Source organism: Pseudomonas veronii, assembly GCF_002028325.1.
GTDB classification, from domain to species: domain Bacteria; phylum Pseudomonadota; class Gammaproteobacteria; order Pseudomonadales; family Pseudomonadaceae; genus Aquipseudomonas; species Aquipseudomonas veronii.
Genome location: NZ_CP018420.1, coordinates 6,621,171 through 6,636,203 on the forward strand (window position 1 = coordinate 6,621,171; position 15,033 = coordinate 6,636,203).

The following is a 15,033-nucleotide window of genomic DNA, read 5'->3' on the forward strand; positions in this document are numbered from 1 at the left end:
GAAATATCCCTGACTAGCGTAGCCAGCTTCGCAGTTATGTCGGCAAACCCCCGCCGGACGGGTATTCCGGCGCATAGGCAAGCTGGCGGGTGGTCGGTATACTCGGGCGCAATTAATGCATATTCAAGGATTTCGCCATGAAGCGCCTGATCTCTTCCCTTGCTGCGCTCGTCGCGGTCGCTTGCCTCGTTAGTGCCTGTGGTCAAAAAGGCCCGCTGTATCTGCCCGATGACAGCAAAGACCCGAATGAACAGGCGCAATCGTCGCAAAAGCCTGCCAAAGCGCATAAGCACGACACTTACTAAGGGAACCCCATGGACGCTTTTAACTACCGGAACGGCGAGCTGTTCGCGGAAGGCGTGGCGCTGTCCGCAATTGCCGAGCGCTTTGGCACCCCGACCTATGTGTACTCGCGCGCGCATATCGAAGCCCAATATCGCTCTTTCACCGACCCGTTGAACGGCGTGCCGCACCTGGTGTGCTACGCGGTCAAGGCCAACTCCAACCTGGGCGTGCTCAATGTCCTGGCGCGTCTGGGCGCCGGTTTCGACATCGTCTCCCGCGGCGAGCTGGAACGTGTCCTGGCGGCTGGCGGCCAGGCTGACAAGATCGTCTTCTCCGGCGTCGGCAAGAGCCGCGAAGACATGCGCCGTGCCCTGGAAGTCGGCGTGCATTGCTTCAACGTCGAATCCACCGACGAGCTGGAGCGCCTGCAAGTGGTCGCCGCCGAGATGGGCGTTCGCGCGCCGATTTCCCTGCGCGTCAACCCGGACGTCGACGCTGGCACCCACCCGTACATTTCCACCGGTCTGAAAGAGAACAAGTTCGGCATCGCCATCGCCGACGCCGAGGACGTGTACATCCGCGCCGCCCAATTGCCGAACCTGGAAGTGCTGGGTGTCGACTGCCATATCGGCTCGCAACTGACCACCCTGCCGCCGTTCCTGGATGCCCTCGACCGTCTGCTGGCGCTGACCGACCGCCTCGGCGAGTGCGGCATCTACCTGCAGCACATCGACCTCGGTGGCGGCGTGGGCGTGCAGTACCGCGATGAAGAGCCGCCGCTGATCGGCGACTACATCAAGGCCGTGCGCGAACGCCTGGAAGGCCGCGACCTGACGCTGATGTTCGAGCCGGGCCGCTACATCGTCGCCAATGCCGGCGTGCTGCTGACCCAGGTCGAGTACCTCAAGCACACCGAATACAAGGATTTCGCCATCGTCGATGCGGCGATGAACGACCTGATCCGCCCGGCGCTGTACCAGGCCTGGATGAATGTCACCGCCGTAACGCCTCGCGACAGCGCAGCGCGCGCCTATGACGTCGTCGGCCCGATCTGCGAAACCGGCGACTTCCTGGCCAAGGATCGTCAGTTGGCCCTGGAAGAAGGCGACCTGCTGGCCATTCATTCGGCTGGTGCCTACGGGTTTGTCATGAGTTCCAACTACAACACCCGCGGGCGTGCCGCCGAGGTGTTGGTGGACGGTGATCAAGCGTTTGAAGTGCGTCGCCGCGAGACGGTAGCCGAGTTGTATGCTGGCGAAAGCCTGCTGCCGGAGTAAGCCATGCTGCTGCGTTTTACCAAGATGCACGGGCTGGGCAATGACTTCATGGTCCTTGACCTGGTCAGCCAGCACGCGCACATCCTGCCCAAGCACGCCAAACAGTGGGGCGACCGTCATACCGGCATCGGCTTCGACCAGTTGCTGATCGTTGAGGCGCCGAGCAACCCGGAGGTGGATTTCCGTTACCGGATCTTCAACTCCGACGGTTCCGAAGTGGAACAGTGCGGCAACGGTGCGCGCTGCTTCGCCCGCTTTGTGCTGGACAAGCGCCTGACCGCCAAGCGGCAGATTCGCGTCGAGACCAAGAGCGGCGTGATCGAGCTGGATGTCCGCAGCGACGGCCAGATCAGCGTCAACATGGGCGCGCCACGCCTGGTGCCGGCGGATATTCCGTTCCAGGCTGCCGAGCAGGCCCCCAGTTATACCGTCGTTGTGGACGGCCAGGCTGTCGAACTGGCGGCGGTGTCCATGGGCAACCCCCATGCGGTGCTGCGGGTCGACGACATCAATAATGCGCCGGTGCACGAGCTGGGGCCGAAGATCGAACATCACCCGCGCTTTCCGGCACGGGTCAATGTGGGCTTCCTGCAGGTGATCGACCGCTCCCGCGCGCAATTGCGCGTATGGGAACGCGGCGCCGGCGAAACCCAGGCCTGCGGCACCGGTGCTTGCGCCGCTGCCGTGGCCGCGATCAGCCAGGGGTGGATGGATTCGCCGCTGCTGATCGACCTGCCCGGCGGACGTTTGTCCATCGAATGGGCAGGCCCCGGCCACCCGGTGATGATGACCGGGCCGGCCACGCGCGTATACGAAGGACAGGTCCGTCTATGAGTGAGCCAAGCAAATGACCGATAAGCCTCAAGTACCCGCACAAGCATCCCCGAGCGAAAGTCTGGAGGCCGCTGCCGTCGCGGCGTACCTTGAGGCTAACCCGGACTTCTTCGTCGAACACGAAGAACTGCTGCCGGCCCTGCGCATTCCCCACCAGCGTGGCGATACCGTGTCGCTGGTGGAGCGGCAGATGAAGATCCTGCGCGAGCGCAACATCGAAATGCGCCATCGGCTCTCGCACTTGATGGACGTCGCCCGCGATAACGACCGCCTGTTCGACAAGACCCGTCGCCTGATTCTGACGCTGATGGACGCCACCAGCCTGGAAGAAACGGTGATCGCCGTGGAAGACAGTCTGCGCCAGGACTTCCAGGTGCCCTTCGTCAGCCTGATCCTGTTCAGCGACAACCCGATGCCGGTCGGGCGCTGGGTCAGCGGCGGCGAAGCGCAAACGGCGATCGGCGGCCTGCTTTCCGAAGGCAAGACCATCAGCGGCACCTTGCGCGAGCATGAACTGGACTTTTTGTTTGGCGCCGAGCAGCGCAAGCAGATCGGTTCGACCGCCGTGGTCGCCCTCAGCCATCAAGGCCTGCATGGGGTACTGGCCATCGCCAGCCGTGATCCTGCGCACTACAAAAGTTCGGTGGGCACGTTGTTCCTGACCTACATCGCCGAAGTGCTGGGCCGCGTATTACCGCGCTTCACCACCGCCCTGCGCGCGGTGCGCTGACCATGGAACGGCAACTGGACGCTTACTGCGCACACCTGCGCAGCGAGCGCCAGGTGTCGCCCCACACCCTGGAAGCCTACCGACGGGACTTGAACAAGGTCCTGGCCTACTGCGAAAAGCAGCAGATCCCCAGCTGGAAGGCCTTGGACATCCAGGGCCTGCGCAGCCTGATCGCGCGCCTGCACCAGCAGGGCCAATCTTCGCGCAGCCTGGCGCGCCTGCTGTCGGCGGTGCGCGGCCTGTATCACTACCTCAACCGCGAAGGCCTGTGCGATCACGACCCGGCCAATGGGCTGGCCCCGCCCAAGGGCGAGCGGCGGCTGCCCAAGACCCTCGACACCGACCGCGCCCTGCAATTGCTCGATGGGGCCGTCGAGGACGACTTCCTGGCCCATCGCGACCAGGCGATCCTGGAGCTGTTCTATTCTTCGGGCCTGCGCCTGTCGGAACTGACCGGGCTGAACCTCGATCAGCTCGACCTCGCCGACGGCCTGGTGCAAGTGCTCGGCAAAGGCAGCAAGACCCGCGTGCTGCCGGTGGGCAGGAAGGCCCGGGAAGCGCTGCAACTGTGGCTGCCCCTGCGCGCACTGACCAACCCGGCGGACGACGCCGTATTCGTCAGCCAGCAGGGCCGGCGCCTGGGGCCGCGGGCGATTCAACTGCGGGTCAAGGCGGCCGGCGAGCGCGAGCTGGGGCAGAACCTGCATCCGCACATGCTGCGGCACTCGTTTGCCAGCCATTTGCTGGAGTCGTCCCAAGACCTGCGCGCGGTGCAGGAACTGCTCGGCCACTCTGATATCAAGACGACACAGATCTACACCCACCTGGACTTCCAACACCTGGCAACGGTGTACGACAGCGCCCATCCACGGGCCAAACGCATCAAGGGCGGCGACTCATGAGTATCAAGCTGATCACCTTCGACCTCGACGACACCCTCTGGGACAACGTCCCCGTCATCATCAGCGCCGAAGCGTCGATGCGCGAATGGCTGGCCACCCATGCCGCCAAGGTCGGCGAACTGCCCCTGGAACATTTCGCCAGCCTTCGCCAGCAGGTGCTGGAACGCCATCCCGAACTCAAGCACCGCATCAGCATGCTGCGCCACCGCGTACTGATGCACGCGTTTGAAGAGGCCGGTTATCCACAACCTGAAGCGACGGAAATGGCCGATGTGTGCTTTGAAGCGTTCATTCATGCGCGCCACCAGCTCACCGTATTCCCCGAAGCCGAGCCGATGCTGCAAGCGCTGCGCAAACACTTCCTGCTGGGCGTGATCACCAACGGTAACGCTGACGTACAGCGCGTCGGGTTGGCGGACTACTTCCACTTCGCGTTGCGCGCCGAAGACATCGGCATCGCCAAGCCGGATGCACGGTTGTTTCAGGAAGCGCTGCAACGGGGCGGGGTGGACGCCAGCGCGGCGGTGCATATCGGCGATCATCCCGGTGACGACATCGCCGGAGCGCAACAGGCGGGGCTGCGTGCCGTGTGGTTCAACCCGACAGGCAAGGTCTGGGAAGGGGATAAACTCCCGGATGCGCAGATTCGCAGCCTGACGGAACTGCCTCCGCTGCTCAAAAGCTGGCAGTAAGTGGGAGGGGGCTTGCCTCCCCTACATTGGCAGGCGGTGAGCCGTAGGAATTTGTTTCAGGCATGAAAAAGCCCGCAGCGACGGCGGGCTTTTCCAGCAAGCCAGAAGCAGACCTCAGATAGGTCGGCTGCCGTACTTGTTATCCGGCTTCTTGGGTGGATCTGCCACCACGTTGGCCTCGACTTCCTGCACTTTGCCGCCTTTAGCGAGGAATTCCTCCATCGCACGGGCCAGCGCGTCGCGCTCTTTGTTCTTGGCTTCAACACTTGGCAGCTCATCGACCGAAACAGCGGCCTTGGCTTTGCCTTTGGCAGCCGGAACAGGAACGTCATCGCCACCGTCGTCGTCAGCAACGTCTTCCGCTGCCGCCTCAAGACCTTCTTCGGTGTCGTCTTCGTCGCCTACTTCCAGTTCGTCGTTTTCCAGATCATCGTCGCTCATGTTCTACCTCATGACTTGCGAAAAGCAGATTAGTTATAGCCCAGCTTCACCATCTGTCGAAGGTCGCCGGAAAAAAATCAACATCCACCGGATAACCAGTGGCTTATGCCCCATCACCGTGCAAAGTGGCGAGGACTTTACGAGCACCGCCATGATCACGGTGCTCGCCCAGATAAACACCTTGCCAGGTCCCCATCGCCAAGCGGCCGGCCTTGACCGGCAAACTCAGCTGGCAACCCAGGAGACTGGCCTTGAAGTGCGCCGGCAGATCGTCCGGGCCTTCGTCGTTGTGTTCGAACCCGGCTCGGCCTTGCGGCACCAGCGAGTTGAAAAAACGCTCGAAGTCACGACGAACCGCCGGATCGGCATTCTCGTTGATGGTCAACGAGGCCGAGGTATGCTGCAACCACAGATGCAACAGGCCCACGCGACACGCCTTCAATTCAGGCAAGCCGGCAAGCAACTCGTCGGTTACCAGGTGAAAGCCCCGGGGCTTGGCCCGCAGGGTAATCAGGGTCTGTTGCCACATACAGTTCTCCGCCCATCGGCGCGCATTCTAGCGCGCTCAGGGAAAAAACAAAGTGCCGAATACGCCTACATGCCTGTAAGACATTCGCACCCGGAAAAGCGCGGTGTGCGCGCCATCACACATGCGACGCAAAAAACCGGCACCCCGTGTCCTGACTGACAAATGCCAGACAAAAAAATGCCCGGCAAGCCGGGCATGTTTTTTTCGCCTACTTACAAGTTGTAGCCGCGTTCGTTGTGTTGTGCCAGGTCGAGGCCGACAGCCTCTTCTTCGTCGGTAACCCGCAGGCCCATGACCATATCCAGCACCTTGAGGATGATGAAGGTCACGATGGCGGTGTAGATCACAGTGAAGCCGACGCCTTTGCACTGAATCCAGACTTGGGCCGCCACGTCAGTCACGGTGCCGAAGCCGCCCAGGGCTGGGGCTGCGAAAACGCCCGTGAGGATCGCACCGACGATGCCACCGATACCGTGTACGCCGAACGCGTCCAGGGAGTCGTCGTAGCCCAGCTTGCGCTTGAGGCTGGTGGCGCAGAAGAAGCAAATCACACCGGCAACCAGGCCGATCACCAGAGCGCCCATCGGGCCCACGGTGCCTGCCGCAGGCGTGACGGCGACCAGGCCAGCCACCACACCCGAGGCGATGCCCAGGGCACTTGGCTTACCGTGGGTGATCCACTCGGCGAACATCCAGCCCAGCGCCGCAGCAGCTGTAGCGATCTGGGTCACCAGCATCGCCATACCGGCAGTGCCGTTGGCCGCAGCAGCGGAGCCGGCGTTGAAGCCGAACCAACCGACCCACAGCATGGCCGCACCGATCAAGGTGTAACCCAGGTTGTGAGGGGCCATCGGGGTAGTCGGGTAGCCTTTACGCTTGCCAAGCACGATGCACGCCACCAGACCAGCCACACCCGCGTTGATATGCACCACGGTGCCACCAGCGAAGTCCAGCACGCCCCAGTCCCACAGCAGGCCGCCATTGCCGCTCCAGACCATGTGTGCGATCGGCGCGTAAACCAGGGTGAACCAGATAGCCATGAAGATCAGCATCGCGGAGAACTTCATGCGCTCGGCGAACGCACCGACGATCAGCGCCGGGGTGATGATGGCGAAGGTCATCTGGAAGGTGACGAACACCGCTTCCGGAAACAGCGCCGCAGGCCCGGTGATGCTGGCCGGGGTTACGCCCGCCAGGAACGCCTTGCCCATGCCGCCAAAGAAGGAGTTGAAGTTTACAACGCCCTGCTCCATGCCGGTCGTGTCAAACGCGATGCTGTAACCGTAGATGACCCACAGAATGCTGATCAGGCCAGTGATGGCAAAACACTGCATCATCACCGACAGAATGTTTTTCGAGCGAACCATACCGCCGTAGAACAGCGCCAGGCCGGGAATGGTCATGAATAGCACCAGCGCGGTGGATGTAAGCATCCACGCGGTGTCGCCGGAATTGAGGACTGGAGCAGCCACTTCGTCTGCCGCCATGGCCAGGCTTGGCATTACGATGGACAACAGGGCTCCGAGCCCTGCGAATTTACGCAGAGTCATATTGTTTTCTCCTGGGGCGTTAGGTTTGGCGGCTTAGATTGCGTCGGTATCGGTTTCGCCGGTACGGATGCGAATAGCCTGTTCCAGATTGACCACAAAGATCTTGCCGTCACCGATCTTGCCGGTGTTGGCGGCCTTGGTTATCGCCTCGATAACCCGATCAAGATCCTTGTCGTCAATGGCGACATCAATCTTCACCTTCGGCAGGAAATCAACCACGTATTCCGCGCCGCGATACAGCTCGGTGTGACCCTTCTGCCGCCCGAAGCCTTTGACCTCAGTAACGGTAATGCCCTGCACGCCGATTTCGGACAACGACTCGCGTACATCGTCCAACTTGAACGGCTTGATGATGGCAGTGACTAGCTTCATGAAAACTCTCTCCCGAATTGGTGGACTTGCCCCAGGAAAACAAACCCGTCTCAAGTCTAAGCGCAGCGCCTGGCTTTGTAACGCGTCGTCGCAAGAGCAGTTGCCATTGCGACGCCAGCGAACCACTGGTGACGAACCTGTACCCCTGATCCGTCGGCGCACTGCATTCGTCACAGCGACTGCATCAGTGCATGGGTCATGTTCGTCTAAGCAGAAACCTTGCCAGCTCCGTAAAAACCACTGAAATCAGTCCCTTGCCCACTTATGCCCACCTGCGGGGCTTTTTGGCGGGGTGATTGCGCACGAAAACGGTGCGCTACCGCCCGACACCCTGCGCGAAAAGCGTGCGCCCGAGGTCGTGGAAATGACTATAGACGCTGCGTGATACACTGCCCGCCAACAGTTTTCCGGAATATTTCCCATGCTCGCGCCCAAAGACCTCCTCGACGCCCTGAGCGGCCATGCCTCCCGCCTGTTCAGCGGCGAGACCCCGCTGCCCCGCAATGAAATCGAAAGCCAGTTCAAGGCCTTGCTGCAAAGCGGCTTCAGCAAGCTCGACCTGGTCAGCCGGGAAGAATTCGACAGCCAAATGGTGGTGCTGGCCCGCACCCGAGCACGCCTGGAAAGCCTGGAGGCGAAAGTGGCGGAGCTGGAAGCGCGGTTGACCCCGGCAGCCTCTGAATAACCCCCGACCAATGTAGGAGCTGGCTTGCCTGCGATGGAATCACCTCGGTCCCTCTGATACGCCTGACCGCCCCTATCGCACGCAAACCAGCGCCCCCACTTGTTCTGCGTCACTCTGCGGATACGTTCTGTAAAACCTCCCGCGTCCCGCTCCACCCCACCTCGTCTACCCTTGAAAAACCGCAGGAAGCGGCCCGCCCTTTCAAGGAATGAGCATGTCCCTCGCCATCGTCCACAGTCGCGCCCAGATCGGCGTCGAAGCCCCTGCCGTCAGCGTCGAAGTACACATGGCCAATGGTCTGCCATCGCTCACCCTGGTGGGTTTGCCGGAAACCGCCGTCAAGGAAAGCAAGGACCGCGTGCGCAGTGCCATCCTCAACTCCGCGCTGCAATACCCGTCCCGCCGCATCACCCTCAACCTCGCGCCCGCCGACCTGCCCAAGGACGGCGGGCGTTTTGACCTGGCGATAGCCCTCGGGATTCTCGCGGCGAGCGTGCAGGTGCCGACGCAGATGCTCGACGACGTGGAATGCCTGGGGGAATTGGCGCTATCGGGCGAGGTACGCGCAGTGAAAGGTGTGTTGCCGGCAGCGCTCGCGGCGCGCAAGGCCGGGCGCAGCGTGATCGTGCCCCGGGCGAATGCCGAAGAGGCCTGCCTGGCATCGGGGTTGAAGGTGATTGCGGTGGACCACCTGCTACAGGTGGTGGCGCACCTGAATGGGCATGTGCCGATCGAGCCCTTCAAGTCCGACGGTTTGCTGTACTTGAACAAACCTTACCCGGACCTCAGCGAAGTCCAGGGCCAACTCGCCGCCAAACGCGCATTGCTGATCGCTGCGGCAGGCGCGCATAACCTGTTGTTCAGCGGCCCGCCCGGCACCGGCAAGACCTTGCTCGCCAGCCGCCTGCCGGGTTTGCTGCCGCCGCTGAGTGAGCACGAAGCGCTGGAAGTGGCAGCGATTCAATCAGTGGTCAGCCTGGCGCCCCTGAGTCATTGGCCCCATCGGCCGTTTCGCCAGCCGCACCATTCGGCCTCCGGCCCGGCGCTGGTGGGTGGAGGGTCAAAGCCGCAACCGGGGGAAATCACCTTGGCCCACCATGGCGTGCTGTTCCTGGATGAGCTGCCGGAGTTTGATCGCAAGGTGCTCGAGGTTTTGCGCGAGCCACTGGAGTCGGGGCATATCGTGATCTCCCGCGCCCGCGACCGCGTGAGTTTCCCGGCGCGCTTTCAACTGGTCGCCGCAATGAACCCCTGCCCTTGCGGTTACATGGGCGACCCCAGCGCGCGCTGTCGCTGTACGCCGGAGCAGGTCCAGCGCTATCGCAACAAACTCTCCGGGCCGTTGCTGGACCGGATCGACCTGCACCTGACCGTCGCTCGCGAAATCACCGCGCTGAACCCGGCCCCGCAGCCCGGCGACAACACGTCCACCGCCTCGGCACTGGTAGCCCAGGCCCGGGACCGCCAGCAACAGCGCCAGGGCTGCGCCAATGCGTTCCTCGACCTACCGGGGTTGCGCCAGCATTGCGCGCTGTCGAGGCCGGATGAAGCCTGGCTGGAAAGCGCCTGCGAGCGCCTGACCCTGTCCCTTCGCGCAGCCCACCGCCTGCTCAAGGTCGCCCGCACGCTGGCGGATCTGGAACACACAGACAGCATCCGCCGCAGCCACATCGCCGAAGCCCTGCAATACCGCCCCTCAGCCTCCAGTCAGGTCGACAGCGCCAACGTTTAGAAGGGAAAAGTCAGCGATAAACCGGGTGTCGGCGGCACAGCGCAATCACCTGTTCACGCACCTGCAGCGCAACGCTATCGCTCTCCCCACGTTGCAGGGCGTCCAGGACATCGCACAGCCAAGCGGCCAGTTGCTCGCACTCGAACACGCCGAAACCGCGGGTGGTGACGGCCGGCGTGCCGATGCGCAGCCCCGAGGTGACAAAGGGGGAGCGCGGATCGTTGGGCACCGAATTCTTGTTGGCGGTGATGCCGGCGTTGCTCAAGGCCGCATCGGCGTCTTTGCCGGTGTAAGGCCGGTCGGACAGGTCGATCAACATCATGTGGTTATCGGTGCCACCCGAGACAATCCTGTAACCGCGCCGCTGCAACACGGCCGCCATGGCCCGGGCATTGACCACGACCTGGGCCTGGTAGGTTTTGAACTCGGGCCTCAAGGCTTCCTTGAAGGCCACCGCCTTGGCGGCAATCTGATGCATCAACGGCCCACCCTGAACACCCGGGAACACCGCCGAATCGAGCTTTTTGTAAAACGCTGCGTCCTGGCCCTTGGACAAAATCAACCCGCCTCGCGGGCCACGCAAGGTCTTGTGCGTGGTGCTGGTGACCACATGGGCGTGCGGCAACGGGTCCGGGTACTCGCCAGCGGCGACCAAGCCGGCGACGTGAGCCATGTCGACCCAGAAAATCGCACCGACCTTGTCGGCAATCGCCCGCATGCGCGCCCAGTCTTTGTACCGCGAGTAGGCCGAAAACCCGCCGATCAGCATCTTCGGCCGCGTTTCCACAGCGATGCGCTCCATCTCGTCGTAGTCGAGCAAGCCCGTCTGCGGGTCGAGCCCGTAAGGCACGATGTGGTAATGCCGGCCCGAGAAGTTGGAGGGATTGCCGTGGGTCAGGTGCCCACCCTGGGCCAGGTTCATGCCCATCACCGTATCGCCGGGGTTGATCAAGGCCAGGAACACCGCGGCGTTTGCCTGGGCGCCCGCATGGGGCTGCACGTTGGCGTAATCGCAGTCGAACAGGGCCTTGACCCGTTCGATGGCCAGGCGCTCGGCCACATCGACGTATTCGCAGCCGCTGTAGTAGCGCTTGCCGGGGTAGCCCTCGGCGTATTTGTTGGTCAGTACCGTGCTCTGGAGGCTCATGACCAGCGGGCTGGCGTAGTTTTCGGAAGCGATCAGCTCGACATGGTCTTCCTGACGGCGCTCCTCGTTATGAATCGCCTCACACAGCTGCGGGTCGAAGCTTTCAAGTGTCAATGTTGAGTCGTACATGATGAACAGGTCCTTGCTAAAAAAGTCAGGTCGTTGACGGTTGATCGGCGCTCGGCCAGTAGTAGTCATCCGGCATGGCGCGGGCGCCGAAGATGGCCTGGCCGACGCGGACAACGGTCGCGCCTTCCTCGATGGCGATCTCGAAATCCCCGGACATGCCCATCGACAATTCCTCCAGGCTGACGCCCGCCGGGGCGTGATCGCGCAGGCGCTCGCGCAGTTCGCGCAGCCGCACAAAGCACGGGCGCACGCGGGCCACATCGGCCGAAAACAGCGCCAGCGTCATCAGCCCGCGAACACGCAAGGCCGGGAACGCTGGCAGGGCCTGCAGAAAACCCGCGACGGCGTGCGGCTCCAGGCCGTATTTGCTGGCTTCCCCGGAGGTATTCACCTGCACGAACACATCCAGTTGGCGCCCTTCGATCTGCAGGCGACGATCCAGCGCCTCGGCCACTCGCAGGCTGTCCAGCGCCTGGAACTCACTGGCAAAGCGCGCGACCTGCTTGGCTTTGTTGGTTTGCAGGTGGCCGATCACCGACCACTGCAGATCGGCCAGATCGCTCATGGCCTGCCATTTGCGCTGGGCTTCCTGCACCTTGTTCTCACCCAGCAGCCGACAGCCCGCCGCATACGCCAGGCGCAGGTGCGCCTCGTCAAAGGTTTTGCTGACCGGCAACAGGCGCACGCTTGCCGGGTCGCGCCCGACCCGCGCACAGGCACTGGCGATACGTTGCTGTACGGCCGCCAGATTGCGCCGGAAGTCCTCCACGCTGGTGGCCTGCGGGTAACGCCCATGACGCGCATGCAGGGTGGCGCTGGCTGGCGGTTCGGCGCGCATCATTGGGCCGCTCCCTTGGCCGCCGCCACCGCCTCGGAACCCGGCGCACGGCGACGTGGCAAGCGGCCGTTGAGCAACGCATACGCAGCCAACCCGATCAACAACCCCCAAAACGCGCCGCCGATCCCGAGCAGGTTGATGTTGGCGGCGCACGCCAGAAAGGTGATCAGCGTGGCTTCACGCGACCTGACGTCCGCCATCGCGTTGGCCAGGCTGGCGCCGATGGTGCCCAGCAGGGCCAAGCCGGCCAGCGTGGTGATGAATGCCGGCGGGAACGCCATGAATACGGCGGCCAGCGTCACCCCGAACACCCCGACGAGGATGTAGAACACCCCAGCGGCAACCCCGGCGACCCAGCGCTTGGATGCGTCCTCCGAGGCTTCCTTGCCCGTGCAGATGGCCGCCGTGATCGCCGCGACGTTGAACGCGTGCGAGCCGAACGGCGCCATCAGCAGCGACCCCAACCCGGTCACCGTCAGGATCGGGTTGGCGCTGGTCTTGAAACCATCGTTGCGCAACACCAGCATGCCCGGCATGTACTGGCCCGTGAGGGTGATCAGAAACAGCGGCAGCGCCACACTGAGCAATGCATTGAGTGAAAACTCGGGCCGGGTGAATACCGGCGCCGCCAGTTGCAGGGACAGGCCCGACAAGTCCACCCGCCCCTGCACCAGCAGGAATCCCAAGCCCAGCAGCAGAATGCCGACGACCGCGTAGCGCGCAGTAAAGCGCTTGAGCCCGACGTAAGCGGCGATCAACACGCCGACCAGCACCGGGTCGAGGCTCATGCCACCAAACGCGCCGATGCCGAACTGCAGCAGAATCCCCGCCAGCATGGCCGCCGCGATGCCCGGCGGAATCAGCCGGATGACTTTTTCGAAACAGCCGGACAGCCCCAGCAGCACAAACGCAGCGGCTGAAACCATGTACGCGCCGACCGCCTCGGCGTAAGGCGTGGCAGACAGCGCGACCACCAGAAACGCCGCAGCAGGGGTCGACCAGGCGGTGATGATCGGCTCACGGCTCACCCAGCTGAGAAACAGCCCGGTCACCCCCACGCCGATCGATACCGACCAGACCCACGAAGCCGTCAGCTCGGGGCTGAGCCCGGCCACCTTGGCCGCCTGGAACACCAGAATGAACGTACCGCCATAATTGACGATGACTGAAATCAGCCCGGCCACGATGGGGTGCAACAGGTCGCGCGGGCGCAGCGGCGACGGCGATATTGACGAAGACATAGGGACTTTGCTCCTTGCCAGACGAGGGGTTGAGCCTCGTGTGATGGGTCATTGGCCGGCGTGAAGGCAGTGGCACAGGTGAAAGTCTACGGATAGACTGGCCTGCTATTACCGGCCAATTCTTCAGGACGAGGCAGACCGCATGGCGAAATCCTTCGAGCTGGAAACCCTGCAGATGCGCCTCAACGACGCGCAATTCCAGCAGTTGGGCCTGCACCAGCGCATTCAACGCGCGCTGCGCGCCTTGATCCTCGACGGCGCACTCTCGCCGGGCCTGAAGCTGCCGGCGACGCGGGTGTTGGCCACGTCGTTGGGGGTCGCGCGCGACACGGTGGAGAACGCCTACGTGCAGTTGCACCGCGATGGTTTTATCGTGCGGCGCGAGGGCTCCGGCAGTTACGTGTGCGAGGCCATCGGCACCGAATTGCGCGGTGCCTCGCGCCGCCGCATCAAGGCACAGGCCGTCAAAACCAGCCAGGCCGCACCGGGCGCCGGCTTGAGCCTGCGCGGGCGGATGATCCTCGACAGCGGCGGCGTGAACGATCAACAGGTGATCAAGGCATTCGCCACGGGCCTGCCCGAAACCCGCTCGTTCCCGACCGATGTGTGGGAGCGCCTGCAGCGCCAGGTGATGAAGGACTATCGCAGCAGCGTGCTGTTGCACGGTGACCCGCAAGGAGCCGAGTCGTTACGCAAAGCCATCGCGACGTACTTGAACCTTGAGCGTGGGGCGAAGTGCTCGCCCGACCAGGTCCTGGTGCTGAGCAGTACGCGCCAAGCGCTGTTCTTGTGTGCGCAACTGCTGGTGGACGTCGGCAAACCGATCCTGCTGGAAAACCCGGGCTACTACGGCGCCAGGAAGGCCTTCGAAACCGCCGAGGCCAAGGTCGTGCCCATCGATGTCGATGCGGCGGGCATCCGCACCGACCTGCTGCACGCCGACCGCAGCGGCGCCCATTGCGTGTATGTCACGCCGTCTCATCAATACCCGACCGGCGCCACGCTGACCCTGGAGCGGCGTCTGGAGTTGATCAACTGGGCCGCGGAAAAAGGCAAATGGGTCATCGAAGATGACTACGACAGCGAGTTCCACTACGAAGGCAAACCCACGGCCTGCGTGCAGGGCCTGGACAAGTACCAGCGCACGCTGTACCTCGGCACCTTCAGCAAGACCCTGTTCCCCGGCCTGCGCATGGGCTACATGGTGCTGCCCCCGGAACTGGTCAAGGCCTTCACCTATGCGCGCAGCATGATGGACGGCCACACCCCGCAAATCCTGCAACTGACGCTGGCGCGCTTCATGGAGGACGGGCATTACAACGCCCATGTCCGGGCGATGCGCAAACTCTACGCCGGGCGCCAAGCCATCATGCTCGACGCCATCGGCAAGTACCTCGGCGATGTGGTCACGGCATGCCGGCCCCAGGGCGGGCTGCAAATCCCTTGCGTGCTGCATGAGGGGTGGTCGGAAGAAAAAACCATCCGCCAGGCCGCCAGCGCGGGTGTGCAACTCTCCGGCCTCAGCCGGTTGTATGCCGGTGCGGCCACGCAACAGGGATGGTTATTGGGCTACTCGTCCTTGACCGCCCATGAAATCGAAACCGCCATGCAGCGCCTGGCTAACGCGCTCAAGGCGCGCTAGCCGCTCC

The 15,033-nt window shown here is 63.2% G+C and carries 16 protein-coding genes; 9 read left to right on the forward strand and 7 right to left on the reverse strand.

All coding sequences use genetic code 11. The features are described 5' to 3' along the window. Positions 1-137: 137 nt before the first annotated feature. From lptM to PverR02_RS30530, 6 genes are read left to right on the forward strand one after another with little or no spacing between them, the layout of a single operon-like run. Entirely contained in the window at positions 138-305 is a 168-nt protein-coding gene (gene lptM, locus PverR02_RS30505; protein WP_017845169.1) for an LPS translocon maturation chaperone LptM, read from the forward strand. 9 nt (positions 306-314) lie between these two features. Continuing rightward, positions 315-1,562 carry a diaminopimelate decarboxylase gene (gene lysA, locus PverR02_RS30510; protein ID WP_017845170.1) on the forward strand — a complete coding sequence of 416 codons (1,248 nt, stop codon included), beginning with the start codon at positions 315-317 and terminating at the stop codon, positions 1,560-1,562. A gap of 3 nt (positions 1,563-1,565) precedes the next feature. Then, positions 1,566-2,396 (forward strand): diaminopimelate epimerase, encoded by an 831-nt coding sequence (gene dapF, locus PverR02_RS30515; RefSeq protein WP_079444918.1) that lies wholly within the window; start codon positions 1,566-1,568, stop codon positions 2,394-2,396. A 13-nt stretch (positions 2,397-2,409) separates the two neighbouring features. After that, a complete protein-coding gene (locus tag PverR02_RS30520) occupies positions 2,410-3,126 on the forward strand; it encodes a DUF484 family protein (RefSeq protein WP_017845172.1) in 717 nt (238 codons plus the stop codon). Between the two features lie 2 nt (positions 3,127-3,128). Beyond that, positions 3,129-4,028: a tyrosine recombinase XerC gene (gene xerC / locus PverR02_RS30525; RefSeq protein ID WP_046381665.1), complete on the forward strand. Its 900-nt coding sequence runs from the start codon at positions 3,129-3,131 to the stop codon at positions 4,026-4,028. Then, the gene (locus PverR02_RS30530) at positions 4,025-4,720 is read left to right on the forward strand and encodes an HAD family hydrolase (protein ID WP_017845174.1); all 696 of its coding nucleotides are present in this window, start codon (positions 4,025-4,027) and stop codon (positions 4,718-4,720) included. The genes xerC and PverR02_RS30530 overlap by 4 nt, the downstream gene beginning before the upstream one ends. Positions 4,721-4,834: 114 nt before the next feature. On the opposite strand, the gene sutA is transcribed toward PverR02_RS30530, so the two are convergent. The 4 genes from sutA to glnK form a co-directional block, all read right to left on the reverse strand. Continuing rightward, complete coding sequence (sutA, locus tag PverR02_RS30535; protein ID WP_017845175.1) at positions 4,835-5,161, reverse strand: transcriptional regulator SutA; 327 nt, start codon at positions 5,159-5,161, stop codon at positions 4,835-4,837. A gap of 103 nt (positions 5,162-5,264) precedes the next feature. Continuing rightward, positions 5,265-5,690 (reverse strand): secondary thiamine-phosphate synthase enzyme YjbQ, encoded by a 426-nt coding sequence (locus PverR02_RS30540; protein WP_017845176.1) that lies wholly within the window; start codon positions 5,688-5,690, stop codon positions 5,265-5,267. A gap of 212 nt (positions 5,691-5,902) precedes the next feature. Further along, positions 5,903-7,240: an ammonium transporter gene (locus PverR02_RS30545; RefSeq protein WP_046381663.1), complete on the reverse strand. Its 1,338-nt coding sequence runs from the start codon at positions 7,238-7,240 to the stop codon at positions 5,903-5,905. A gap of 33 nt (positions 7,241-7,273) precedes the next feature. After that, entirely contained in the window at positions 7,274-7,612 is a 339-nt protein-coding gene (glnK, locus tag PverR02_RS30550) for a P-II family nitrogen regulator (RefSeq protein ID WP_002555808.1), read from the reverse strand. Positions 7,613-8,033: 421 nt separating this feature from the next. On the opposite strand from glnK, the gene PverR02_RS30555 reads away from it, so the two are divergent. Then, on the forward strand, positions 8,034-8,297 hold the full coding sequence (locus PverR02_RS30555) for an accessory factor UbiK family protein (RefSeq protein WP_017845178.1): 264 nt from the start codon (positions 8,034-8,036) through the stop codon (positions 8,295-8,297). 214 nt (positions 8,298-8,511) lie between these two features. Further along, positions 8,512-10,029 carry a YifB family Mg chelatase-like AAA ATPase gene (locus tag PverR02_RS30560; protein WP_079444919.1) on the forward strand — a complete coding sequence of 506 codons (1,518 nt, stop codon included), beginning with the start codon at positions 8,512-8,514 and terminating at the stop codon, positions 10,027-10,029. Between the two features lie 10 nt (positions 10,030-10,039). On the opposite strand, the gene glyA is transcribed toward PverR02_RS30560, so the two are convergent. The 3 genes from glyA to PverR02_RS30575 are packed head-to-tail and all read right to left on the reverse strand — an operon-like array spanning position 10,040 to position 13,384. Beyond that, the gene (glyA, locus tag PverR02_RS30565) at positions 10,040-11,305 is read right to left on the reverse strand and encodes a serine hydroxymethyltransferase (protein ID WP_046381661.1); all 1,266 of its coding nucleotides are present in this window, start codon (positions 11,303-11,305) and stop codon (positions 10,040-10,042) included. 25 nt (positions 11,306-11,330) lie between these two features. Next, positions 11,331-12,146, reverse strand: coding sequence for a YggS family pyridoxal phosphate-dependent enzyme (locus tag PverR02_RS30570; protein ID WP_017846024.1), 816 nt, complete (start codon positions 12,144-12,146; stop codon positions 11,331-11,333). After that, complete coding sequence (locus tag PverR02_RS30575; RefSeq protein WP_079444920.1) at positions 12,143-13,384, reverse strand: benzoate/H(+) symporter BenE family transporter; 1,242 nt, start codon at positions 13,382-13,384, stop codon at positions 12,143-12,145. The genes PverR02_RS30570 and PverR02_RS30575 overlap by 4 nt, the downstream gene beginning before the upstream one ends. A gap of 142 nt (positions 13,385-13,526) precedes the next feature. Here PverR02_RS30575 and pdxR point away from each other — a divergent pair, with 142 nt between their 5' ends. Then, positions 13,527-15,026, forward strand: a complete 1,500-nt coding sequence (pdxR, locus tag PverR02_RS30580; protein WP_079444921.1) for a MocR-like pyridoxine biosynthesis transcription factor PdxR — start codon at positions 13,527-13,529, stop codon at positions 15,024-15,026. The last annotated feature ends 7 nt before the right edge of the window (positions 15,027-15,033 follow it).